The following is a 23726-nucleotide window of genomic DNA, read 5'->3' as shown; positions in this document are numbered from 1 at the left end:
TATGGAATTGCACCAGAAATCCCCCTGAGCCAAGGACCGTGATCGACGTGAAGGTCGGCATCCCCCGCGAGGTCAAGAACAACGAGTTCCGGGTGGCGATCACCCCTGCCGGAGTGCACGAGCTCGTGCGCCACGGCCACCAGGTCTTCATCGAGGCCAACGCCGGAGTCGGCTCCTCGATCACGGACGAGGAGTTCGTCGGCGCCGGTGCGCAGATCCTGCCCACCGCCGACGAGGTCTGGGCCACCGCCGACCTGCTGCTGAAGGTCAAGGAGCCCATCGCCGAGGAGTACCACCGCCTCCGCAAGGACCAGACCCTCTTCACCTACCTGCACCTCGCCGCCTCCCGTGAGTGCACGGACGCCCTGCTGGAGTCCGGCACCACCGCCATCGCGTACGAGACGGTCGAGCTCCCCAACCGCGCCCTGCCGCTGCTCGCCCCGATGTCCGAGGTCGCGGGCCGGCTGGCCCCGCAGGTCGGCGCCTACCACCTGATGCGCTCGGCCGGCGGCCGTGGCGTGCTGCCGGGCGGTGTCCCGGGCACCCACGCCGGCGAGGCCGTCGTGATCGGCGGTGGCGTCTCCGGCTGGAACGCCGCGCAGATCGCCATCGGCATGGGCTTCCACGTGACCCTGCTCGACAAGGACATCAACAAGCTCCGTGAGGCCGACAAGGTCTTCGGCACGAAGATCAAGACGATCGTCTCCAACGCCTACGAGCTGGAGAAGGCGGTCCTCGAGGCCGACCTCGTCATCGGCGCGGTGCTGATCCCCGGCGCGAAGGCCCCGAAGCTGGTCACCAACGAGCTCGTCTCCCGGATGAAGCCCGGAAGTGTCCTTGTCGACATTGCGATCGACCAGGGCGGCTGCTTCGAGGACTCCCGTCCGACCACCCACGCCGAGCCGACCTTCCTGGTCCACAACTCGGTCTTCTACTGCGTCGCCAACATGCCCGGCGCGGTGCCGAACACCTCCACCTACGCGCTCACCAACGCCACGCTGCCCTACATCGTGTCGCTGGCGAACAACGGCTGGGTCGAGGCGCTGCGCCGTGACGCCGCGCTGGCCAGGGGCCTCAACACCCATGACGGCCAGGTCGTTTACGCCGAGGTCGCCGAGGCGCACGGCCTCGACTCCGTCGAGCTGAGCACCCTCCTCGGCTGACGCGGGACGGACAACCGACCGCCCCGTCAACCGGGGTCGTCAACATCACGTAACCGGCCGGACCTTGTCGAGCAAGGTCCGGCCGGCTGCGTGTCCGGACATCACGGGACGTCGGCCCAACTCGCCTCGAACGTAACCCTTCAACCGTTTCGCACACCCGTGAAACAGGCTCACCTGTTGCTGTGCGCCCTTGACAGCGGGGTGTTCGGTTGCCGACACATCGGGCCGGGTCCGGCGGATTGTGTTGCTGCGGACCGGTGACACGCCATAGAGTCGCCAACCGTCGGCATGGTGCCACGCTGACCTATCGATAAGTTTCCTGGTCACGTCCAAGGAGGTAAGACGACTTGTGAATGAGTCGACATTTTCTCCCGGGGGCGGTCAAGCAGGAACGCGCCCCCTACGCCCCGTTGGCGTGGAGGTACCCCCCGTGCGGGGCCAGGGGCCTGCGTCCGGGCTCGAAGCTGTCGGCTCCGTCGCTGTCCGTACCTTCGCGACAAACCAGCACATGACGACGACAGCCCACACGATGAAGATGATGGACGGCCAACACGTGAACGCCATGGCCGGCAACGAGAGTGGCCGAGAGTCCACCCACTTCGCCGACTACGACGAGGTGCCCGAGGGGCACTTCTACGATCCAGACGCCGAGTACGAGCCCGATCCGGAGTACGCGGCCACGCTCGCGCCCGACGCTGCCCGCCAGCGCCGTGAGCGCATCGGCCCCACCGGGCGGCCGCTGCCGTACTTCCCGATTCCCGGCCCGCTGACCGATCACGGCCCCGCGAAGATCATCGCGATGTGCAACCAGAAGGGCGGCGTGGGCAAGACGACGTCGACCATCAACCTGGGTGCCGCCCTCGCCGAGTACGGACGCCGGGTGCTGCTCGTCGACTTCGACCCGCAGGGTGCCCTGTCGGTCGGTCTCGGCGTGAACCCGATGGAGCTCGACCTCACCGTCTACAACCTGCTCATGGAGCGGGGCATGTCCGCGGACGAGGTCCTGCTGAAGACCGCCGTGCCCAACATGGACCTGCTGCCGAGCAACATCGACCTCTCGGCCGCGGAAGTGCAGTTGGTGAGCGAGGTCGCGCGCGAGTCGACGCTGCAGCGTGCCCTGAAGCCGCTGATGAACGACTACGACTACATCGTGATCGACTGTCAGCCGTCGCTCGGTCTGCTGACCGTGAACGCTCTGACGGCGGCTCACAAGGTGATCGTGCCGCTGGAGTGCGAGTTCTTCGCGCTGCGCGGTGTCGCGCTGCTGACCGAGACGATCGAGAAGGTCCAGGAGCGGCTCAACCCCGACCTGGAGCTCGACGGCATCCTCGCCACGATGTACGACTCGCGCACGGTGCACAGCCGTGAGGTGCTGGCGCGGGTGGTCGAGGCGTTCGACGACCACGTCTACCACACGGTCATCGGGCGCACGGTGCGCTTCCCGGAGACCACGGTCGCCGGTGAGCCCATCACGACGTACGCGTCCAACTCCGTCGGCGCCGCCGCCTATCGCCAGCTCGCCAGGGAGGTGCTCGCCCGGTGTCACGCCGAGTGAGTCTGCCCGGGGCCGACGAACTGTTCCGTACGACCGGGGGCACGGCGCTGCAGTCGTCGTCCCCGCGGCGGGGCGCGACCGGGGCGAACGGCGAGGCGCGGGTCCCGGCGCCGGCGGGGGAGAGCGACCCGGTCGAGGCGCAGTCGCCGTCCTCGTCCGCGGCGCCCGCTGCGGCTCCGGCCGCTGCCCCCGCCTCCGAGGAGCACTCCTCGGCCGGGGAGGCGGAGGCCGGCGAGCCGCGGAGCCGTGCGGCGGACAACGAACAGTCGGCCGCGGCTGCTCAGGCCGCGGCCGGAGCGAAGGGCCGCCGTCCGCAGGAGGCCGCCGCGCCGCGCCGCCGTGGCCGCGCGTCCGGCCGCAGGCCCAGTGGGCGGGAACGGCACGACGAGAAGATCACGGTCTATGTCTCGGCCGAGGAACTGATGGACCTCGAGCACGCTCGGCTGGTGCTCCGCGGCGAGCACGGGCTGGCCGTCGACCGCGGCCGTATCGTCCGCGAGGCGGTGGCGGTCGTCCTCGCGGACCTGGAGTCCAGGGGCGACGCGAGCATCCTGGTGCGGCGCCTGCGCGGTCGCTGACGGGGTAGCCTGCGCGCGACGTTCCTTCCGTTCCCTGGACCACGATGCCGCCGACCGACCCCGCCCGCCCCGAGCCTCCGGCCGGGGACCTCCCCGCCGCGCCGCGCTCGCCCCGCCGCGCCCTGGGCCGCGGCCCGGGGGCGGCACCCACGTGCATGCCGGCCCCGCAGGAGCCCGGCCGCGACGACGAGACGGCAGAGGCCACGGACACCCCGGACACCCCGGAGCGGACCCCCGACGGCGCCGTCCCGCCTCCTGCGGCGGAAGCGCCCGTCCCCGCGCCGTCGGCGGACCCCGGCTCCGCACCCTCCTTGGTCGTGGATGTACCTCAGTCCGTGCCGTCTGCGGACCCCTTGCTTACGGGGCGTCCCGAAGCACCTCAGGCGGCGCCTGCCGGCTTCGTATCGACGGTTGCGGCACCGTCCGTGCCGTCTGTGGACCCGGACCCCTTGGCCACGGCCCGTCCTGACGCGCCCGAGGCGGCGCCTGCCGGCTCCGTACCGGACCTCGTGGCGGATGTGCCTCCGTCCGGGGGCCGGGCCCTCCCTGGGCCGTCCGAGGCACCGTCGGGCGAGCCTTCCACGCCCACCGGCGGCGCGGCGGAGGCCGACGACGGTCGGTTCACCGTGCGGCTCGCCAACTTCGAGGGGCCCTTCGATCTGCTGCTGCAGCTGATCTCCAAGCACAAGCTCGACGTCACCGAGGTCGCCCTCTCCAAGGTCACGGACGAGTTCATGACGTACATCCGCGCCATGGGACCCGACTGGGACCTCGACCAGACCACCGAGTTCCTCGTCGTCGCCGCGACCCTGCTCGACCTCAAGGCGGCCCGGCTGCTGCCCGCCGCCGAGGTGGAGGACGAGGCGGACCTCGCGCTGCTCGAAGCGCGGGATCTGCTCTTCGCGAGACTGCTCCAGTACCGCGCGTACAAGCAGATCGCGGAGATCTTCAGCAACAGGCTCGACGAGGAGGCCCGGCGCTACCCCCGTACCGTCGGCCTCGAGGACCATCACGCCGAGCTGCTCCCCGAGGTCGTCATCAGCATCGGCGCCGAGGGCTTCGCCAGGCTCGCCGTCAAGGCCATGCAGCCCAAGCCGAAGCCCCAGGTGTACGTGGACCACATCCACGCGCCCCTGGTGAGCGTCAGAGAGCAGGCCGAGCTGGTCGTGGGCATGCTCCGCGAGCGCGGGACGGTCAGCTTCCGCGAGCTGACCGAGGGCGTCGGCGACACCCTCACCGTCGTCGCCCGCTTCCTCGCGCTGCTGGAGCTCTACCGTGAGAAGGCCGTCGCTCTCGAACAGGAGGAAGCCCTGGGGGAGCTCATGGTCACCTGGGCCGCGGGCGATGCCGTCGCGCACGTCACCGATGAATTCGACCGGCCCCCCGAGACCGCACCCGAGACCGCAGAGGAGAAGGCGTGAGCGCCCTCGATCCCGCCCTCAAACCCGCCCTCAAGCCCGCCCTCGAAGCCGTCCTCATGGTCGTCGACGAGCCGGCCACCGAGGAGCACCTCGCGAAGGTCCTGGAGCAGCCCCGCCGCGCCGTCTCCGACGCCCTGCGCGAGCTGGCCGACGAGTACACCGTCCAGGGCCGAGGTTTCGAGCTCCGTCTCGTCGCCGGCGGCTGGCGGTTCTACACCCGTCCCGAGCATGCCGCCGCCGTCGAGCGCTTCGTCCTCGACGGACAGCAGGCCCGGCTCACCCAGGCGGCGCTGGAGACCCTCGCCGTGGTCGCGTACCGCCAGCCGGTCAGCCGTTCCCGGGTCTCCGCGGTGCGCGGAGTGAACTGCGACGGCGTCATGCGCACCCTCCTCCAGCGCGGTCTGGTCGAGGAGGCGGGCGCGGAACCCGAAACAGGTGCGATCCTGTACAGGACGACGAACTACTTTCTGGAGCGGATGGGCCTGCGCGGTCTGGACGAGCTCCCGGAGCTCGCGCCGTTCCTCCCCGAGGCGGAGGCGATCGAGGCCGAGACCCAGGAAGGGGTTCCGTCGTTCGATCCGGACGCTCCGGACACAGACGACGACGACAAGACGACGACGGAACTTTGATGCGAAGCAGCGGCAGGAACAGCAGCGGACGCGGCAACTACCGGGGTGCCGGTAACGAGCGCGACGACAAGCAGAAGCGCGCGGGCAAGCCCCGTCCCGAGGAGCGCCGCTACGACGTGGGAGGTACGTCCGGTTCTTCCGAGGGGCCGAAGAAGGGCCGTGGCGCGGCCGCCCGCGGCGGTGCCAAGGGCGGTCCCAAGCAGTCCCCGAAGCAGTCCTCGCAGGGCGGCGGCCGCGGCCGCACCGCCCCGGCCCGCTCCCGTGAGTACGACGCCCGTACCGAGGAGCGCAACCGCGAGCGGTACGCGAACAAGCCGGTGATCAAGACGCCGAAGACCTTCCCGGGTGCCGAGCAGGAGGGCGAGCGGCTGCAGAAGGTGCTCGCCCGCGCCGGCATGGGATCGCGCCGGGCGTGCGAGGAGCTGATCGACGCCGGCCGGGTCGAGGTCAACGGCAAGATCGTCATCGAGCAGGGCGTCCGGGTGGACCCGGAGCACGACGAGATCAAGGTCGACGGCCTGACGGTGGCCACCCAGTCGTACCTGTTCTTCGCGCTGAACAAGCCCGCCGGAGTCGTCTCCACCATGGAGGACCCGGACGGCCGCCAGTGCCTCGGCGACTACGTCACCAACCGTGAGACCCGTCTCTTCCACGTCGGCCGGCTCGACACCGAGACCGAGGGCATCATCCTGCTCACCAACCACGGTGAGCTGGCGCACCGCCTCACCCACCCCAAGTACGGCGTGCAGAAGACCTACCTCGCCGCGATCCAGGGCCCCCTCCCGCGTGAGGTCGGCAAGCGCCTCAAGGACGGCATCCCGCTGGAGGACGGCTACGCCCGCGCCGACCACTTCCGGGTCGTCGAGCAGACCGGCAAGAACTACCTGGTCGAGGTCACCCTGCACGAGGGCCGCAAGCACATCGTGCGCCGCATGCTCGCCGAGGCCGGTTTCCCGGTCGAGAAGCTCGTGCGGACCTCCTTCGGACCGATCGCGCTCGGCGACCAGAAGTCGGGCTGGCTGCGCCGGCTGACGAACACCGAGGTCGGCATGCTGATGAGGGAAGTGGGTCTGTAAGGGGTGTCCGCCGCCCCGTAACTCCCGTGAGCCCGCGGCCGTCTCCGGACGGCCGCGGGCTTTTTCGTGCTTGTCGTGCCACCCTCTCCGCCTTTATAGTCAGAGTGACTCTAAAGGGAAGGGGTGGGCGTGGACCTCGCGGACGTACTCGGACCACTGCAGCTGCCGCTGTTCACGCTGCTCGGCACACCGGTCAGCTGGACCGAGGTCCTCGGCTTCGGCAGCGGGGCGCTCTGCGTATGGCTCGTCGCCCGGCAGCACATCGCCAACTGGCCCCTCGGCATCGCCAACAACGTGTTCTTCGTCCTGCTGTTCACCCAGGCCGGCCTGTACGCCGACGCGGGGCTGCAGGTCGTCTTCATCGCCCTCGCCGCATACGGCTGGTGGGCCTGGACCCACGGGGGTGGACCAGGCTCCGACGGCCTCCCGATGCGCCGCACCACGCGCACCGAGTGGACGTGGCTGCTCGCGGCGGGGGCGGTGGGGACACTGGGGCTGACGCTCCTCCTCGACCGCGCCACCGACTCGACCGTGCCCTTCTGGGACGCGCTGACCACCGCGCTCTCCCTGACGGCCACCTACGGACAGTGCCGCAAGCGGCTGGAGTCCTGGTGGCTGTGGATCGCGGCGGACGTCGTCTACGTACCGCTGTACGCGTACAAGGAGCTCTACCTCACCTCGCTGCTCTACCTCGGGTTCATGACGCTGTGCGTGCTCGGGCTGCGGGGCTGGACCCGGGAACTCACCGTGCGGCAGTCGCGGTTGGTGGAGGTGGCGGCATGAGGCGCTACCGGCACGGGCTCGTCCTCGGCAAGTTCTATCCGCCGCACGCGGGCCACCACCACCTCGTACGCACCGCGCGCGACCGCTGTGACCGGCTGACCGTCCTCGTCTGCGCCGCGTCCGTCGAGTCGATCCCGCTCGACGAGCGCATGGCGTGGATGAGCGAGGTGCACCCGGACGTCCGGGTCGTCGGCGCCATCGACGACATACCCGTCGATCTGACCGACCCGGCCGTGTGGGACGCGCACATGGCCGTGTTCCGTGCCGCCGTCCCCCGGCGCGTGGACGCCGTCTTCACGTCCGAGGCATACGGGGACGAACTCGCCCGCCGCTTTCGCGCCGACTCCGTCTGTGTCGACCTGAACCGCTCGGTCTTCCCCGTCTCCGGCACGGCCGTACGCAAGGACCCCGTCGGCTGCTGGGACTTCCTCGAACCGCCCGTCCGCGCCGCGCTCGCCCGGCGCGTGGTCGTCCTCGGTGCCGAGTCGACCGGTACCACCACCCTGGCCACCGCCCTCGCCGGGCACTGTCGCGCCCGCGGCGGAGTCTGGTCCCGCACGGCCTGCGTGCCCGAGTACGGAAGGGAGTTCAGCGAGCGGAAACTCGCCGCGCTGCGCGCCGAACGGCCCGGTGCGACCTGGTCCGACGTGCGCTTCAGCAGCGACGACTTCCCGCTGATCGCCCGCCGGCAGGCCGAGCGCGAGGAATCCGCCGCACGCACCGGCTCCCCGGTGCTGATCTGCGACACCGACGCCTTCGCGACCACCATCTGGCACGAGCGGTACATGGGCGCGCCCAGTGACGAGGTCGCCACGATCGCCGCCCGCGGCCGCGGCGACCTCTGGCTGCTCACCGACCACCACGGCGTGCCGTTCGAGGACGACGGGCTGCGCGACGGCGAGCAGCTGCGGCCCTGGATGACCGCACGCTTCGCCGCGCAGCTCGCCCGCACCGGACGGAAGTTCATCACGGTGACGGGGCCGCACGAGGAGCGGCTGGCCACGGCCGTCGCAGCCGTCGACGCGCTCCTCGCGGAGGGCTGGGCCTTCGCCGATCCGCTTCCGGAGCGCCGATGACCATGGAGCCCACGAGCGAGGAGCAGGCGAACACGGGATCCAAGGGCGCGGGTTCCGCAAGTGCGGGGCCGGCGAGTGGGGGGCCGGCGAGCACGGCTGCCACGGGCACGGGTTCCACGAGTGCGGGTCCGACGAGTGCGGGTCCGGCGGGCGCGGGTCCGGCGGGCGTGGAGGGATACGACCCGCGGGCCTTCCCGCCCTTCGCCGTCACCGTCGACCTCGCGGTCTTCACGGTCCGCGACGGCACGCTGCACGTTCTGCTCATCGAGCGCGGACAGGACCCGTACAAGGGAGCCTGGGCGCTCCCCGGCGGCTTCATCCTGCCCCGGGAGTCCGCGGGCCAGGCCGCCCGCCGTGAACTCGCCGAGGAGACCGGCCTGTCGGCGGCCACAACCGCCGCGCTCCACCTCGAGCAACTGCGCACGTACAGCGACCCCGACCGGGACCCCCGCATGCGGGTCGTGTCCGTCGCGTACACCGCGCTCGTCCCGGACCTGCCAGAACCGCACGGTGGAGGTGACGCCGCGCACGCCCGGTGGGTGCCCCACGACAGCCAGGGCCGACTCGCCTTCGACCACGACCGCATCCTCGCCGACGCCCACGACCGCATCGGCGCCAAGCTCGAGTACACCGGCCTCGCCACCGCCTTCTGCCCGGCCGAGTTCACCCTCGGCGAGCTGCGGCAGGTGTACGAGACCGTCTGGGGCGTCGAACTGGACCGCCCCAATTTCCGGCGCAAGGTCCTCACCACACCCGGCTTCGTCGAGGCCGTCCAAGGAGGAGCGCGCCTGACCGGCGGCCGGGGAAAGCCGGCCGCGCTCTACCGGGCGGGGCCGGCGAACGCCCTGCATCCTCCCTTGCTGCGACCGGAAGGACGGCACACGACATGACGGACACGACCGACAGGGCAGGCACGAGGACCGCCACCAAGCAGGCGGCCACCGGCACCCTGACCGGACTGGCGCTCGGCGACGCGCTCGGCTTCCCCACCGAGTTCAACGACGTGCCGTCGATCCTCGCCAAGTGCGGGCCCTGGCGCGAGATGGCCCTGCCGAAGCCCGCGATCGTCAGCGACGACACCCAGATGACCCTGGCCCTCGCGCGCGGCATCCGCACCGCGATGGACCGGGGGCTGCTCGCCCCGCTGCGCCTCACCCGGCCCGTGCGCGAGGAGTTCGTGGACTGGTACCACTCCCCGGACAACAACCGCGCGCCCGGCCGCACCTGCATGGTCGCCTGCCACAAGCTCGACAGCGACATGCCCTGGCAGGAGGCCAGCCAGACGGCCTCCAAGGGCTGCGGCGCCAACATGCGCGTCGCGCCCGTCGGCCTCGTCCCCGGCCTCAGCGACGGACAGCGCTCCGGCGCCGCCCAGCTCCAGGCCGCGCTCACCCACGGTCACCCGACCGCTCTGGCCGCCTCCGACCTGACGGCGCGCGCGGTGTACCTGCTGGCGCGCGGCACGGAGCCCGCCGGACTCGTCGGCCGGCTGCGGTCGTACGCGTACGAGAACCGCTCCCGCTACCAGCACCTCTGGCTCGGCGACCTCTGGACCTACGCGCAGGACGCGACCCCGGAGGCCTTCATCGAACGCGGCTGGGACGAGTGCCTCGCGGCTCTGGAACGGCTCGCCTCCGCCCTGCGCGAGGCGGACCCGGAGGCCGACCCGTGCCTCGCCACCGGCGACGGCTGGATCGCGGAGGAGGCCCTGGCCACCGCCCTCCACTGCTTCCTGCTCTTTCCCGAACAGCCCCTCCTGGCCCTGCGGCGCGCCGCCTGCACCCGCGGCGACTCCGACTCGATCGCCTGCCTCGCGGGCGCGTTCGCGGGCGCGCACCTGGGCGCACGGGCCTGGCCCAAGGAGTGGGCGGAACGGATCGAGTACCGGAGCGAACTGCTCACACTGGGAGCGCTCTGGGACGCTTGAGCCATGACGCTGGCACTCCATCCCGCCGAACTCGCCCCCGTGGTCGCGGAGCAGCCCCATCCCCTGCTCTTCGCCACGGTCTCCGGCGCACACCTCTACGGCTTCCCCTCCCGCGACTCGGACGTGGACCTGCGCGGTGTCCATCTGCTGCCGGTGGAGGAGCTGGTCGGGCTGCGCGAGCCGGAGGAGACCCGGTCCCTGATGTGGGTCAGTGACGGGGTCGAGATGGACCTCGTCACCCACGACCTGCGGAAGTTCGTCCGGCTGATGCTGCGGCGCAACGGCTATGTGCTGGAGCAGCTGCTCTCGCCGCTCGTGGCCCACACCTCGGAGGCCCACCGGGAACTGGTCGCCCTCGCGCCCGGTGTGCTGACCACACACCACGCCCACCACTACCGCGGCTTCGCGGGCACCCAGTGGCGGCTGTTCGAGAAGACCGGTGAACTCAAGCCGCTGCTCTACACCTACCGGGCGCTGCTCACCGGTATCCACCTGATGCGCTCCGGCGAGGTGGTGGCCGATCTGCCCACGCTGCTGGGCGAGGTGGCGGCACCCGCCCGGCTGCCCGAGCTGATCGAGGCGAAGACGCAGGCCGAACACGCGCCCGCAGCTGTCGACGAAGAGGCCGTGCGTGCGGAGGTGGAAGCGCTGCACCGTGCGCTGGACGAGGCGCAGGCGAAGTCCTCACTGGCCGACGCGCCCACCGCCGCGTACGACGCCCTCCACGACTTCGTCGTACGCACCCGGCTGACCCGGTCGATGCGCTGAGGCGCGTCGTACGCGTACGAGGAAGTCCTCGACCCGTGCCCGGTCCGGCTCGGCCGGGAGCGGAGTCCTCAGGGCCGCGTCGGCGGCCTCCTCGGACAGGCGGGACATCCACGACTCGACCTCCCGCCAGGCGACCTCGCCGCGCTTGACCGCGAGCAGCCGCTCGCGGTCGTCGCCGACGTCGATCACGAGCCGGCCCGTGCGCAGCAGGTCGCGGCAGCTCGCCAGCAGCCGCAGGAGGTGCATCGCGTGCTTCCAGCGGGGCGCGCCGTGCTGTCGTACGTCCGCGTCCAGCTTGCGGCGCTGGCCCATGGCGTAGCGGGCGAACGTCGCATGGGCCTGCCGGGACAGGAACGCCTCGCGCAGGGCCAGCAGTTCACGGCCGGTGTCGTCGACGTGCTCGACGAGCGGGGAGTGCAGGCACTCCAGGATGTTGGGATTGGCGCGCAGCGCCAGCTCGCAGAAGCGTTCCAGCTCCCAGGAGAACTGCTCCGGTGCGGGGCCCTCCACATGGGTCGGGGGCTTCTCGAAGCGCCAGTACAGCGGGGTCGGCGCGAGAAAGACCCCGCGGCGGTCCGTGTCACTGCCGTCCGTCGCCAGTCCGAAGGCCCGGGAACCCATCACGCAGGAGTAGATCGTGTGGTCGCGCACCAGGCCTTCGGGAGTCATGCGCGCAGGCTACGCGACGGCCCCGACCGACCCGACGGCCCGGACCGTCCCGGTCTATGTCAGCCGGATCTCGTCCCCGGACACGGTGATCCGCTCCGCGGCCAGTGGACGCCGGGCCGGGCCCTGCGCCACCGCCCCGTCCTCGATACGGAACCTGCTGCCGTGGCAGGGGCAGTCGATGGTGCCGTCCTCGACCTTGTCGACCAGGCAGCCCTGATGGGTGCAGACCGCGGTGAACGCCTTGAAGTCGCCCCGCACCGGCTGGGTCACCACGACCTTCTCGGCCGTGAAGACCTTGCCGCCGCCTTCCGGTACCTCCGAGGTGGTGCCGAGCGGGCGCCCGCCGGCCGCGGGCGGCCGCGCGCTCCCGGACTGCTCCCGCGCGGGCGGGGTGCTCCGTGTGCCGTCGCCGCCGCCCTCGTCGCCGTACTCGGTGCAGCCGGCCGCCGTCACCACCAGCGCACCGGCGCCCGCGAGCACGACGGTACGGCGGGCGACGCCGCGCTCCGCATCCGGCCTGTCCGTCGCCGCGTCGTGCACGCCGTCACTCACGTTGTCACTCATGTCGTCACTCCGAAGGTGCGGAAGAACCAGAGAGCCGAGGTGAGCCACAGGACGGCGAGCGCGGCGAATACGACGCCGCCGGCCACCGGCAGCAGCCACCCGGGCAGCCGCTCCATGCGCAACAGCAACATCTTCACGCTGAACGCGCCGAAGAAGAAGCAGCCGATCAGCGAGTGCCACGCCGCCCGCGCGCTGTACGTCTGATAGCCCAGCCCGTAGAGGCAGTGCACGGCGACCGGCACCGCGAGCAGGAACGCCACACGGCCCGACCAGCGGTGCAGCACGGGGGTCCAGGCGGCAGCGGCCACCCCCGGCAGCCGTCCGTACATCGCGAGGGCCGCGACGACCTGCACGACGCCGAAGGCGAGCGCCGCCGTCGCCAGCCAGGACTTCACCGCGCTCGTACTGCTGAAGCCGGCGAGGTTGAAGGCCGTACCCGCCGGTTCGTGGAACCTGCCGTACACCCCGAGGACCACGGCGACCGCCGCCCCGACCAGCACCGGCACGAGATAGCGGGCCGCGTCCCCGAGGCTCCCGCTCGGCGGAGGGGACTCCTGGGTCTGCGCGTTCGGGTCCACGCTCATGACGCACCTCGCAGGGACGCTCAGGGGACGACGGGGGCGGCGGTCAGCGGGGTGCCGTCCACCTCGACCCGGCCGGTGGCGGGGTCGATCGGGGGAGCCGCGGCCGGCTTGCCGCCACGGTTGACGATGCCGACCTGGCGGCCGTTCTGGAGGACGATCCAGCCGCCGACCACCTTGGTGCCGCGGACCTGGGCCTCGGCGCGGTAGACCCCGGCCCGTCCGCCCGCCTCGGCCGCGGTGAACGGCGAGCTGCGGTCCTCGACCACCACCGTCCCGGTGACCTGCCCCCCGCTCACGGCGCCGTCGAGCTTCGAGCCGCCCCGGCCCGTCAGATGCATGCTGCCGTCGCCTTCGACGGCACCGCGCAGCCACGCTTCCCGGGTGTGGCCGTCGCAGAAGTAGGCCACCGCCCTGCCCTTGCGCAGGGTGATGGCGACGGAGGCGGTGTCGTCGGCCGTGCGGCCCGCGTACCTGGCGTCCGAGACCGGGCTCGGGGACGGCGAGGGGACCGCGGGGATGCGCGGGTTCGCCGTCGGTGTCGCGGGCTTGCTCGGCGCGGGACTGGGAGGCCGGGGCGCGGTGGGGCTCGCGGCCGGGCTGGGCGTGGCACGGCCGTACGAGGAGGGCGCGGGCTTACCGGTCGTCGCGTTCAGCGACAGCATGAACAGGCCGACCACCAGCCCGGTGATCAGGGTGATCAGTGGTCCTGCGCGCTTCATCGGCGCCTCCCGCGAGGACGGCGGGCCATGGGCCTCCATGCAATCCGACGTGACGCCCTGTGTCCACCGGAGTAACGGTCCGTAGTAGCCCGAGTGGCGGCAGTGCCCGGTGTGGGCGACATTGACCGTGATTCCCCCTTCCTCACAGGCGAAAGGCAGGACCATGGCGGGAAACGATCTCGGCAGTCTTCTGGGCAGCCTCCTCGGCGGCAGCGGCAACGGACAGGGCGGCTCCTCCGGCGGCAACATCCTGGGAGCACTCCTCGGCGCGCTCGCCGGCGGACAGAGCGGCGGCCAGGCCGGTGGCGCCGGCAATCCGCTCGGCGGCCTGATGGACATGCTCACCAAGTCCGGCCTCGCGGACCAGGCGCAGTCCTGGATCGGCACCGGACAGAACGAGCCGGTCAGCGGCGGGCAGATCGCCGAGGCGCTGCCGAACGAGACCCTCGACAAGGTCGCCCAGCAGGCCGGCGTGACGCCGCAGCAGGCGGCTGACCAGATCGCCCAGTCCCTGCCGCAGGCCGTCGACAAGCTGACGCCCTCGGGTCAGCTGCCGCAGGGCGGTTCGCTGGAGGACATCATCCGGCAGCAGCAGGTCTGATCGCGCGTACCCCAGCCCGAAGCGCGGCGGCCGGCCCCCGTGTGACCTCGCGTCACCCCGTGTCCCGGAGGGCGGCCGCCGCGCCGGTGTGCCCGGACGGCTGACTAGGCTGGCCCGAGCAGTCGGAGCGTTCGCACGGTCGAGGGCGTTCCCACAGTCGAGGAGGAGCACGACGTGGCGGTACGAGCCGTCCGGGGAGCCGTCCAGCTGGACCGCGACGACGCCGGGCACATGGACGATCAGGTCAGTGAGCTGCTCACCGCCATCCTGGAGCGGAACGGGCTCACGGCGGACGACCTGATCAGCGTCTGGTTCACCGCCACCCCGGATCTGCACAGCGACTTCCCGGCCGCCGCGGCACGCGGTCTCGGCATCGTCGACGTCCCGCTCATCTGCGCCCAGGAGCTCGACATCGCGGGAGCCATGCCGCGGGTCGTGCGGATCCTCGCGCACATCGAGTCAGACCTGCCCAAGTCCGAGATCGCGCACGTGTACCTCGGTGCCGCGGCCGCCCTTCGCAAGGACATCGCCCAGTGAGAACCGCTCTCGTCATCGGAACCGGACTGATCGGTACGTCCGCCGCCCTGGCGCTCGCCGGGCGAGGCGTCACCGTGCACCTCAGGGACCACGACCCGGCCCGGGCGAGGACCGCCGCCGCGCTGGGCGCCGGCTCGGACGAGGCGCCGGAGGGCCCCGTCGATCTCGCCGTCGTCGCCGTGCCGCCCGCTCACGTGCCCGCCGCGCTCGCCGAGGCGATGCGCGCCGGGACCGCACGCGGCTACCTCGACGTGGCCAGCGTCAAGGGCGGCCCGCGGCGTGAGCTGGAAGCACTCGGCGTCGACATGTCCTCGTACATCGGTACGCATCCCATGTCCGGCAAGGAGCGCTCGGGCCCGCTCGCCGCGACCGCGGATCTCTTCGAGGGCCGGCCGTGGGTGCTCACCCCGACCCGCGACACCGACACCGAGGTGCTGAACCTGGCGCTGGAACTGGTCGCGCTCTGCCGCGCGGTCCCGGTCGTGATGGACGCCGACGCCCACGACCGGGCCGTCGCGCTGGTCTCCCACACCCCGCAGCTGATCTCGTCCATGGTCGCGGCGCGGCTCGCGGACGCGGACGAGACGGCGGTACGGCTCTGCGGGCAGGGCATCCGGGACGTCACGCGCATCGCGGCCTCCGACCCCGCGATGTGGATCGACATCCTCTCCGCGAACCCGGGTCCGGTCGCCGACGTCCTCGCGGGCGTCGCCGCCGACCTCGACGAGACGGTCCGCGCGCTGCGGGCCCTGCAGTCCTCCGACGAGGACAAGCGCCGCGACGGCGCGGGCGGCGTCGAGGACGTCCTGCGCCGCGGCAACGCCGGCCGCGAGCGCGTCCCCGGCAAGCACGGCGCCGCCCCCACGACGTACGAGACGGTCGCCGTCCTCATCAGCGACCAGCCCGGCGAGCTCGCCCGCATCTTCGCGGACGCGGGCCGTGCGAGCGTCAACATCGAGGACGTCCGTATCGAGCACGCCACCGGCCAGCAGGCGGGTCTGGTCCAGCTCATGGTGGAGCCCTCGGCCGCGGCGGTACTGTCCGCGGCGCTGCGCGAGCGGGGCTGGGCGCTGCGCCAGTAGTCCCGGGTTCGTTCCGGCTCCTTCCCGGCTCCGTCCCCGGTCACCGGACGGCGCGATACGACCCCGTCGGGTGACCGGGGACGCGGCGCCGGGGGCGACGCCTCCGGCAGGCGGGGCCCGGCTGCGGAGCCCCGGGAAAAGCAGGGGCGCGCAGTCGGTAACCTTGTGCGGGGCACCCTGGCACACCCGCCTGCCCGCAAACGCGTATCAGGAAGGTCTCCGACACCGTGGAATCCGTGATCGTCGCCATCGACGGCCCCTCCGGCACGGGCAAGTCGAGCACCTCCAAGGCGGTCGCCGCAGAGCTGGGCCTGAGCTACCTGGACACCGGCGCCCAGTACCGCGCGATCACCTGGTGGATGATCAGCAACGGCATCGACGTCGACGACCCCGCCGCGATCGCGAGCGCCTCCGGGAAGCCGGTGATCGAGTCCGGCACGGACCCGGCCGCCCCGACGATCACCGTCGACGGTCTGGACGCCTCCGGCCCGATCCGCACCCAGGAGGTGACCTCCAAGGTGAGTGCCGTCAGCGCGGTCCCGGAGGTGCGCGCCCGGATCACCGAGCTGCAGCGGACCATCGCCTCGGCCGCCGCGAAGGTCGCGAAGGGCATCGTGGTCGAGGGCCGTGACATCGGTACGACCGTTCTCCCCGGCGCCGACCTGAAGATCTTCCTGACCGCCTCCGCGGAGGCCCGTGCGGCCCGCCGCAGCGGTGAGCTGAAGGGCAAGGAAGCGACCGACCTCGCCGCCACCCGCGAAGCGCTGGTCAAGCGGGACGCCGCCGACGCCGGCCGCAAGACCTCCCCGCTCGCCAAGGCGGACGACGCCGTCGAGGTCGACACCACCGAGCTCACGCTTTCGCAGGTCATCGAGTGTGTCGTCGCTCTCGTTGAGGAGAAGCGGGCCGCGAAGTGACCGCACCGTCCGCGAAGGGCGCAGCCGTCGGCCGGGCGATCGGCATCGGCCTCATGAACACCCTGTGGCGGCCGCGGGTGCTGGGAGCCTGGCGGGTCCCCGCGACCGGGCCGGTCATCCTCGCCGTCAACCACGCGCACAACATCGACGGCCCGATGCTGATGGGCACCGCGCCCAGACCCGTGCACTTCCTGATCAAGAAAGAGGCGTTCATCGGCCCGCTCGACCCCTTCCTCACCGGGATCGGGCAGCTCAAGGTGGACCGTACGAGCGCCGACCGCGCCGCCGTCACCAGCGCCCTCGGCGCCCTGGAGGCCGGCGGCGTCCTCGGGATCTTCCCCGAGGGCACGCGGGGCGGAGGCGACTTCTCCTCGATCCGCGCCGGGCTCGCGTACTTCGCGGTGCGCTCCGGGGCACCGATCGTCCCGGTCGCCGTCCTGGGAAGCAGCGAGCGGACCGGACGGTTGATACGGGCACTGCCCCCGCTGCGCAGCCGCGTCGACATCGTCTTCGGCGATCCCTTCGCGGCCGGTGACGGCAGCGGCCTGCGTACCCGCAAGGCGCTCGACGAGGCGACCGTACGCATCCAGGAGCGGCTCACCGCCCACCTGGAAAACGCCAGGCGTCTCACCGGGCGCTGAGCGAGACTTCAGTAGTGAGCCCCGGACCCTCGGGCCCGTCCCGGCTCACCGACCACGAATGAACGAGGAACGGACTTCATGAACGACCAGCACGACCACGGGGCACTCGGCGACACCGAGTACGCGGAGTTCATGGAGCTCGCCGCGGAGGAGGGTTTCGACCCCGAGGACGTCGAAGGCGCGATCGAGGAGGCCGGTCACGGCCCGCTGCCCGTTCTCGCCGTCGTCGGCCGTCCGAACGTCGGCAAGTCGACCCTGGTGAACCGCTTCATCGGCCGCCGTGAGGCCGTCGTCGAGGACAAGCCCGGTGTCACCCGTGACCGGGTCACCTACGAGGCCGAGTGGGCCGGCCGCCGCTTCAAGGTCGTCGACACCGGCGGCTGGGAGCAGGACGTCCTCGGTATCGACGCCTCCGTCGCCGCCCAGGCCGAGTTCGCCATCGAGGCCGCCGACGCGGTCGTCTTCGTCGTGGACGCCACCGTCGGCGCCACCGACACGGACGAGGCCGTCGTGAAGCTGCTGCGCCGCGCGGGCAAGCCCGTCGTGCTCGCCGCCAACAAGGTCGACGGCCCATCCGCCGAGGCCGACGCCGCCATGCTCTGGTCCCTCGGACTCGGCGAGCCGTACCCGGTGTCCGCGCTGCACGGCCGGGGCACCGGCGACCTGCTCGACCAGGTCCTCGAGGCCCTCCCCGACGCCCCCGCCCAGACCTTCGGCACCGCCGTCGGCGGCCCGCGCCGCATCGCCCTCATCGGCCGCCCGAACGTCGGCAAGTCGTCCCTGCTGAACAAGGTGGCGGGCGAGGAGCGCGTCGTCGTCAACGAGATGGCGGGCACCACCCGCGACCCCGTCGACGAGCTCATCGAACTCGGCGGTACCACCTGGAAGTTCGTGGACACCGCGGGTATCCGCAAGAAGGTCCACCTCCAGGAGGGCGCGGACTACTACGCCTCGCTGCGTACCGCGGCCGCCGTCGAGAAGGCCGAGGTCGCCGTCGTACTGATCGACACGAGCGAGTCCATCTCCGTCCAGGACCAGCGGATCATCACGATGGCCGTCGAGGCGGGCCGTGCGCTCGTCATCGCGTACAACAAGTGGGACACCCTCGACGAGGAGCGCCGCTACTACCTGGAGCGCGAGATCGAGACCGAGATGCAGCAGGTCTCCTGGGCGCCCCGGGTCAATGTCTCGGCCTCGACCGGCCGGCACATGGAGAAGCTGGTCCCCGCGATCGAGACGGCGCTGGAGGGCTGGGAGACCCGCGTTCCCACCGGCCGTCTCAACGCCTTCCTCGGCGAGCTGGTCGCTGCCCATCCGCACCCGATCCGCGGCGGAAAGCAGCCCCGGATCCTGTTCGGTACGCAGGCGGGTACGAAGCCGCCGCGCTTCGTCCTCTTCGCCTCCGGCTTCCTGGAGCACGGCTACCGCCGCTTCGTCGAGCGCCGGCTGCGTGAGGAGTTCGGATTCGAGGGCACCCCGATCCACATCTCCGTGCGGGTGCGCGAGAAGCGCGGGAAGAAGAAGTAACGGCGCGCGGCAGCGACGCGGACACGGCGAAGCGGCCGGGACGGATGCCGTCCCGGCCGCTTCGCCGTGTCACCCGCCCTCACAGCCCCCTGCGGGGAGCGGGCGGCAGGGCGGCGGGGAGACGATGCTGTCCGCCCCCCTGCCGGATCCCTGCCTGCCAGGCGCTCGAATGCCGGCCGACCCTGGACCGGAAGCCGGTGTGGCCGCCGTCCAGGCCGACACCGAATCCCTTGAAGCCGAGGTCCTCCTCGCCGCTCCGGTCCCCGGGCAGTGCCCGGAACGCCCTCAGGTACTCGGAGTACAGCGCGTCGTAGATCGGAGTGGCCGAAGCGGTCCGGCCCTCGTACGGCCGGGAGGTGGGGTCGTCTGTGTACACGTATGAGCCAACGACCCCGATGCCCGTCGGATGCGGCCCCGCCCGGGAAATCGCAGTTCGGCAGGGGTACGGGGGCGCACACCACCCGGGCTCCTGCCGCGGCGGGACCGGGGGTCAGGTGCCCGCGAGCGGCATCATCGCGGCCACCAGACGTCCGTTCGCCGCGGCCTTGTCGAGGGCGTCGCGCAGCAGGTCCTCACGCGGCTGCTGGCCGATGGAACCGACCGGGGCGGCGAACACCAGCACGCGGTGCGACCTGTTCGCGGCGGTGCGCCAGCCGTCCGTGACCTGAAGCGGCTGATGGGCCTGCCACCAGGCGACCTGGCCGGCGCCGCCCGTACCCGGCTGGAGCACGGCGTGCAGCTGGCCCATGGCGAGCAGCACCGACCAGCCGTTCAGGGACGGGGGCAGCTGGTCGACCGTGGACACCGGCAGGAAGCCCTGCTCGATCAGCAGCGGCAGGAAGTCGTCGCCGCCGTCGCCGGTCGTGCCGGGGCGGGCGATCGGGGCGGTCGGCTCGACGACGAGCGCGGGGTGCAGCTCGTCCCCGATCAGGACCAGACCGCTCGTCACACCGAGCACGGCCTGCTCGGGCACCGGGACCGCCGCCGAGGGGCCGGCGTGGGCGGCCGGCGGCGGTGTGGCGGCCGGGGACTCGCCGGTGATGGAGCGTACGGCACCCTTCAGCTGCTCCTCGGCGACCTGGACGACCTGGGAGGGGATGCAGCTCGCGTGGGCGAAGGCGAGGACGGCGGTCTCCTCGCCGACGAACAGCACGGTGCTCGTGCGTTCCTGCTCGGAGTCGCCCGGGGTGCGGCAGGAAGTGCAGTCGTAGCTGCCCGGGGCGTTCTCGCCGGCGAGCAGCCGGTCGGCTTCTTCGTCGCCGATCTCGGCGCGTACGTCCTCGCTGACGTCGAGCATGCGCGGCACGGGTGGCTCCTCGGACTCGGTACGGGGTGGTGCGCCGGGCGGTTCCCGGCTCGTAAAGAGCACAACGGGCGAGTCAGGGCAAGAGTCACGCGGGAAGCGGGATGTGGCCGACAGATCGCCACAGCGATACATCGACAAATCATGTGCGCCGACGGCCCGTCGACAGGACGGAAGGGGGCGCATCGCCCAGAGTGGGGACATGACGGAGAACTCGGAGAACTCGCCTTGAGTCCCCCGGACCGCGAACCTGCACCGGACGCCCAGTAAAGTCCCGTGCTGACCACAATGAAATACCAGGGGGATTGCGCCCGCGCATGCACATCTCGTTCCTGCTCCACAACGCGTACGGAATCGGTGGGACGATCCGCACGACGTTCAATCTCGCCCGCACCCTGGCCGAACGGCACGACGTCGAGATCGTCTCGGTCTTCCGCCACCGTGAGGAGCCGACACTGGGCGCGCCGGCGGGGGTGACCATGCGTCACCTGCTCGATCTGCGCAGCGGCAGCCCCACCTACGACGGCACCGACCCCGACTACACCCGGCCCGCGAAGGTGTTCCCGCGCGGCGACGGCCGCTGGAAGCAGTACAACCGCCTCACCGACGCCCGGATCGCCGCCCACCTCAGGTCCCTGGAGGCCGATGTGGTCGTCGGCACCCGCCCCGGGCTCAACGTCCACATCGCCCGCCAGGCCCGCCGCGGCCCGGTCCGGGTGGGCCAGGAGCACCTCACCCTGGACAGCCACGGCTACCGGCTGCGCCGCGAGATCGGCCACCGGTACGCCCTGCTGGACGCCGTCACCACCGTCACCGAGGCCGATGCCCAGTCCTACCGCACACGGCTGAAGCTGCCCGGCGTACGGATCGTGGCCGTGCCCAACAGCGTGCCCGCGCCGACCGTGGCCCCGGCCGACGCCGACAGCAAGTGGGTCGTCGCGGCCGGCCGGCTCACCAAGGTCAAGCGGTACGACCTGCTGGTCAAGGCCTTCTCGAAGGTCGTCGCCGCCCGTCCGGACTGGCGGCTGCGGATCTACGGCAGCGGCGACGCGACCGGCAACGAACGCAACGCGCTGCTGGCGCTGATCGAACAGCGCGGGCTGCACAACCACGTCTTCCTGATGGGACCGGCCAATCCGCTGGAGCCGGAATGGGTCAAGGGCTCACTCGCCGCGGTCACCTCGAACATCGAGTCCTTCGGCATGACGATCGTCGAGGCGATGCGCTGCGGCCTCCCGGTCGTCTCCACCGACTGCCCGCACGGCCCCCGCGAGATCATCCGGGACGGCGTCGACGGACGGCTGGTGCCGGTCGGTGACGAGGACGCCGTCGCCGACGCGCTGCTGGCTCTGATCAACGACGACGAGCAGCGGCGGCGCGCGGGAGCGGCCGCCCTGAAGGCGTCCGAGCGCTTCGATCCGGCACGGATCGCCGAACGCCACGAGGCACTCTTCACCGAACTGCTCGCCAGGGGCACGGGCTGCCGCTCCCGCGGCGCGCTGCGGGACGCGGTGCACCGCTCGCGCGGCGCGGTGCTCGACGGCGCCTACGCCGTGCGGTACAAGGCAGCCGAAGTGATCCGGAAGGGGAAGACGGCATGACCACGCCCACCGGGCGGCGGACGCCCCGTGCCGACTGCATCGCCGACTCCGCGGGCGGCATCACCTTCGACATGGCGGGGATCGCGGCGCCGGCCGCGGCGTTCGTGCTGCGCAGGCGCGGCGGCACCGGCGCCGGGGACACCGTACGGCTGCCCCTCACCCCGGCCGGCGGGGAACACTCGCGGGCCGTGCTGCCCAGCACGGTCGAACTCGCGGAGGGGTACTGGGACGCGTACACCGACGACGGCGTCGCGATCGAGCCGGGCATCCGCGACCTGCGGGCGCTGCTGGGCCGGGTGCCGGAGGCCGGCCGGGTCGCGGTGCGGGTGCCCTGTCCGACGGCGGACGGGCGGCTCGCGGTGCGCTGCTGGTTGCGCGAACCGCACGCCGAGGCCGGTGACATCGGCTTCGAGCCGGGCGCCTGCACGGTCGAGGGCGTGCTGTACGGCGCCGTGCCCGGCGAAGGGGCCGTGGCCGAGGCCCGGCTGGGCGGCACCGTCCACCAGGTGCCGGTGACCACCGAGGGCGGCGGCTTCGCCTTCACGCTGCCCTACGAGGTGCTCGCCGAACAGCCCCTCGGGAAGGAGCAGTTGTGGACGCTCTGGCTACGTCCCGCGAAGGGCGCGGAGCCGGTACGGATCTCCCGCGTCCTCGATGACGTGTGGGACAGGAGCGGCGTCTACGTCTACCCGGCCCACGTGGCGGAGGGCTATCGGGCGGCGCCCTGCTACACGGCGGCCAACGACCTCTGCGTGCGCATGACCCCGACGGCCTGATCCCGCGGCCGGCTCCGGACGGCCTGATCCGGGCGCCGGATTCCGATGCCCCGGGCCGGCGCGGCTCCCGACGCCCCTGGCCCGGCAGCGGCGCCGCAGCCCGCTTCCGCGGACAGCCGCTGTCCGCAACGGCTGGCAGACTCGCCGTCATGTTGGACACCTCCGCTCGACTGCTGCGCCTGCTCTCCCTGTTGCAGGCGCACCGTGAATGGTCCGGAGCCGATCTCGCGGAGCGGCTGGGCGTCACCGCGCGCACCGTACGGCGGGATGTCGACCGGCTGCGTGAACTCGGCTACCCGGTCAACGCGAGCCCCGGCACCGGCGGCGGATACCAGCTCGGGGCGGGCGCCGAGCTGCCGCCGCTGCTGCTCGACGACGACGAGGCCGTCGCCGTCGCCGTCGGGCTGCGCACCGCCGCCGGCAACGGCATCGAGGGCATCGGCGAGTCCTCCGTACGCGCGCTGGCGAAGCTGGAGCAGGTGCTGCCGCACCGGCTCCGCCGCCGGATCGGTGCACTCAACGCCTACACCGTGCCGATGCTGCGCACCCCGCAGGCCCAGGTGGACCCCTCGGTCCTGACCGAGCTGGCCAACGCCTGCCGCGACAGCGAGCGGCTGCGCTTCGAGTACCGCGACCACGACGGCGACGTGAGCCGCCGCACCGTGGAGCCGCACCGCCTCGTCTGCACCGAGCGCCGCTGGTACCTGGTCGCCTGGGACGTGGACCGCACCGACTGGCGTACGTTCCGGGTCGACCGGGTCACCCCGAAACCGCCGCACGGCCCGCGCTTCGCGCCGCGCACCCCGCCCGCCGAGGATCTCGCCGCCTATGTGTCCAAGGGCGTCTCGACGGCGGCGTACTCGACGACGGCGCTGATCAGGCTGCGCGTACCGCTCGGGACCGCGGCCGGAGCCGTGTCACCGTCGGCGGGTGTCCTGGAGGCCGAGGGCCCGGACAGCTGTCTGCTGCGCACGGGCGCCGCAAGCCTGGACGTGATGGTCGTTCACGTGGTGCTCCTGGGCATCGACTTCGAGGTCGTCGAGCCGGCGGAGCTGACCGACCACGTCAGGACGGTCCGGGACCGGCTGACCCGGGCTCTGGGGGACTGACCGGGCGGGCGGCCGGCCGCCCGGGAAGGCCCGCGAAGTCGGGATGGTGCAGGTCGAACGCGGGGGACTCGGAGCGCACCCGCGGGATGGTGGTGAAGTTGTGGCGGGGCGGCGGGCAGG

25 protein-coding genes and 1 pseudogene are annotated in these 23726 nt (G+C 72.0%); 20 read left to right on the top strand and 6 right to left on the bottom strand.

Annotated elements, in window-relative coordinates:
* Window positions 1–47 precede the first annotated feature (47 nt).
* From ald to ACIQMR_RS09915, 11 genes are all read left to right on the top strand, one after another.
* On the top strand, window positions 48–1163 hold the full coding sequence (gene ald / locus ACIQMR_RS09965; RefSeq protein ID WP_266378168.1) for an alanine dehydrogenase: 1116 nt from the start codon (window positions 48–50) through the stop codon (window positions 1161–1163).
* Window positions 1164–1578: 415 nt separating this feature from the next.
* Complete coding sequence (locus ACIQMR_RS09960; RefSeq protein ID WP_385472328.1) at window positions 1579–2718, top strand: ParA family protein; 1140 nt, start codon at window positions 1579–1581, stop codon at window positions 2716–2718.
* Complete coding sequence (locus tag ACIQMR_RS09955; protein WP_401384901.1) at window positions 2703–3296, top strand: hypothetical protein; 594 nt, start codon at window positions 2703–2705, stop codon at window positions 3294–3296. Before ACIQMR_RS09960 ends, ACIQMR_RS09955 begins: the two co-directional genes overlap by 16 nt.
* 44 nt (window positions 3297–3340) lie before the next feature.
* The gene (locus ACIQMR_RS09950) at window positions 3341–4717 is read left to right on the top strand and encodes a segregation/condensation protein A (protein WP_401384900.1); all 1377 of its coding nucleotides are present in this window, start codon (window positions 3341–3343) and stop codon (window positions 4715–4717) included.
* A 56-nt stretch (window positions 4718–4773) separates the two neighbouring features.
* Entirely contained in the window at window positions 4774–5346 is a 573-nt protein-coding gene (gene scpB, locus ACIQMR_RS09945; protein WP_323137275.1) for an SMC-Scp complex subunit ScpB, read from the top strand.
* Complete coding sequence (locus ACIQMR_RS09940) at window positions 5346–6422, top strand: pseudouridine synthase (protein ID WP_266375255.1); 1077 nt, start codon at window positions 5346–5348, stop codon at window positions 6420–6422. Before scpB ends, ACIQMR_RS09940 begins: the two co-directional genes overlap by 1 nt.
* Before the next feature lie 129 nt (window positions 6423–6551).
* Window positions 6552–7205 (top strand): nicotinamide riboside transporter PnuC, encoded by a 654-nt coding sequence (gene pnuC / locus ACIQMR_RS09935; protein WP_401384899.1) that lies wholly within the window; start codon window positions 6552–6554, stop codon window positions 7203–7205.
* On the top strand, window positions 7202–8281 hold the full coding sequence (locus tag ACIQMR_RS09930) for an AAA family ATPase (protein ID WP_401384898.1): 1080 nt from the start codon (window positions 7202–7204) through the stop codon (window positions 8279–8281). Before pnuC ends, ACIQMR_RS09930 begins: the two co-directional genes overlap by 4 nt.
* A gap of 2 nt (window positions 8282–8283) precedes the next feature.
* The gene (locus tag ACIQMR_RS09925) at window positions 8284–9171 is read left to right on the top strand and encodes an NUDIX hydrolase (RefSeq protein WP_401384933.1); all 888 of its coding nucleotides are present in this window, start codon (window positions 8284–8286) and stop codon (window positions 9169–9171) included.
* On the top strand, window positions 9168–10208 hold the full coding sequence (locus tag ACIQMR_RS09920) for an ADP-ribosylglycohydrolase family protein (protein ID WP_401384897.1): 1041 nt from the start codon (window positions 9168–9170) through the stop codon (window positions 10206–10208). The genes ACIQMR_RS09925 and ACIQMR_RS09920 overlap by 4 nt, the downstream gene beginning before the upstream one ends.
* A 3-nt stretch (window positions 10209–10211) precedes the next feature.
* Entirely contained in the window at window positions 10212–10976 is a 765-nt protein-coding gene (locus tag ACIQMR_RS09915; protein ID WP_401384896.1) for a DNA polymerase beta superfamily protein, read from the top strand.
* Here ACIQMR_RS09915 and ACIQMR_RS09910 read toward each other — a convergent pair.
* Genes ACIQMR_RS09910 through ACIQMR_RS09895 form a run of 4 tightly spaced genes read right to left on the bottom strand, consistent with a single transcriptional unit; the run spans window position 10893 to window position 13512 of the window.
* Complete coding sequence (locus ACIQMR_RS09910; protein WP_401384895.1) at window positions 10893–11645, bottom strand: DNA polymerase beta superfamily protein; 753 nt, start codon at window positions 11643–11645, stop codon at window positions 10893–10895. The two genes, ACIQMR_RS09915 and ACIQMR_RS09910, sit on opposite strands and share 84 nt — an antisense overlap.
* Window positions 11646–11699: 54 nt before the next feature.
* Window positions 11700–12209 carry a Rieske (2Fe-2S) protein gene (locus ACIQMR_RS09905; RefSeq protein ID WP_401384894.1) on the bottom strand — a complete coding sequence of 170 codons (510 nt, stop codon included), beginning with the start codon at window positions 12207–12209 and terminating at the stop codon, window positions 11700–11702.
* Window positions 12206–12793, bottom strand: a complete 588-nt coding sequence (locus ACIQMR_RS09900) for a DUF6529 family protein (RefSeq protein WP_401384893.1) — start codon at window positions 12791–12793, stop codon at window positions 12206–12208. The genes ACIQMR_RS09905 and ACIQMR_RS09900 overlap by 4 nt, the downstream gene beginning before the upstream one ends.
* Before the next feature lie 20 nt (window positions 12794–12813).
* On the bottom strand, window positions 12814–13512 hold the full coding sequence (locus ACIQMR_RS09895; RefSeq protein ID WP_401384892.1) for a hypothetical protein: 699 nt from the start codon (window positions 13510–13512) through the stop codon (window positions 12814–12816).
* 163 nt (window positions 13513–13675) lie between these two features.
* On the opposite strand from ACIQMR_RS09895, the gene ACIQMR_RS09890 reads away from it, so the two are divergent.
* The 6 genes from ACIQMR_RS09890 to der all read left to right on the top strand — a co-directional run bounded on the left by ACIQMR_RS09890 (window position 13676) and on the right by der (window position 18817).
* Window positions 13676–14113: a YidB family protein gene (locus tag ACIQMR_RS09890; RefSeq protein WP_401384891.1), complete on the top strand. Its 438-nt coding sequence runs from the start codon at window positions 13676–13678 to the stop codon at window positions 14111–14113.
* Between the two features lie 174 nt (window positions 14114–14287).
* The gene (aroH, locus tag ACIQMR_RS09885) at window positions 14288–14650 is read left to right on the top strand and encodes a chorismate mutase (protein ID WP_266375277.1); all 363 of its coding nucleotides are present in this window, start codon (window positions 14288–14290) and stop codon (window positions 14648–14650) included.
* A complete protein-coding gene (locus tag ACIQMR_RS09880) occupies window positions 14647–15732 on the top strand; it encodes a prephenate dehydrogenase (protein ID WP_401384890.1) in 1086 nt (361 codons plus the stop codon). Before aroH ends, ACIQMR_RS09880 begins: the two co-directional genes overlap by 4 nt.
* Window positions 15733–15959: 227 nt before the next feature.
* Complete coding sequence (gene cmk, locus ACIQMR_RS09875; RefSeq protein ID WP_401384889.1) at window positions 15960–16649, top strand: (d)CMP kinase; 690 nt, start codon at window positions 15960–15962, stop codon at window positions 16647–16649.
* A 53-nt stretch (window positions 16650–16702) separates the two neighbouring features.
* Entirely contained in the window at window positions 16703–17290 is a 588-nt protein-coding gene (locus tag ACIQMR_RS09870) for a lysophospholipid acyltransferase family protein (RefSeq protein ID WP_401384932.1), read from the top strand.
* A 78-nt stretch (window positions 17291–17368) separates the two neighbouring features.
* On the top strand, window positions 17369–18817 hold the full coding sequence (gene der / locus ACIQMR_RS09865; protein ID WP_358662874.1) for a ribosome biogenesis GTPase Der: 1449 nt from the start codon (window positions 17369–17371) through the stop codon (window positions 18815–18817).
* A 79-nt stretch (window positions 18818–18896) separates the two neighbouring features.
* On the opposite strand, the gene ACIQMR_RS09860 is transcribed toward der, so the two are convergent.
* Window positions 18897–19193: a hypothetical protein gene (locus tag ACIQMR_RS09860; RefSeq protein WP_401384888.1), complete on the bottom strand. Its 297-nt coding sequence runs from the start codon at window positions 19191–19193 to the stop codon at window positions 18897–18899.
* Between the two features lie 114 nt (window positions 19194–19307).
* A complete protein-coding gene (locus ACIQMR_RS09855) occupies window positions 19308–20123 on the bottom strand; it encodes a hypothetical protein (RefSeq protein WP_401384887.1) in 816 nt (271 codons plus the stop codon).
* 314 nt (window positions 20124–20437) lie between these two features.
* Between ACIQMR_RS09855 and ACIQMR_RS09850 the strand changes: the two genes are divergently transcribed.
* The 3 genes and pseudogenes from ACIQMR_RS09850 to ACIQMR_RS09840 all read left to right on the top strand — a co-directional run bounded on the left by ACIQMR_RS09850 (window position 20438) and on the right by ACIQMR_RS09840 (window position 23702).
* A complete protein-coding gene (locus ACIQMR_RS09850; protein WP_401384886.1) occupies window positions 20438–21721 on the top strand; it encodes a glycosyltransferase family 4 protein in 1284 nt (427 codons plus the stop codon).
* The gene (locus tag ACIQMR_RS09845; protein WP_401384885.1) at window positions 21718–22497 is read left to right on the top strand and encodes a hypothetical protein; all 780 of its coding nucleotides are present in this window, start codon (window positions 21718–21720) and stop codon (window positions 22495–22497) included. Before ACIQMR_RS09850 ends, ACIQMR_RS09845 begins: the two co-directional genes overlap by 4 nt.
* A 149-nt stretch (window positions 22498–22646) precedes the next feature.
* Window positions 22647–23702, top strand: a pseudogene (locus ACIQMR_RS09840) (helix-turn-helix transcriptional regulator).
* Window positions 23703–23726: the final 24 nt, after the last annotated feature.

This window comes from Streptomyces sp. NPDC091376 (assembly GCF_044757085.1).
Taxonomy (GTDB): domain Bacteria; phylum Actinomycetota; class Actinomycetes; order Streptomycetales; family Streptomycetaceae; genus Streptomyces; species Streptomyces pratisoli.
This window is presented reverse-complemented; position numbering and strand designations above follow the sequence as displayed.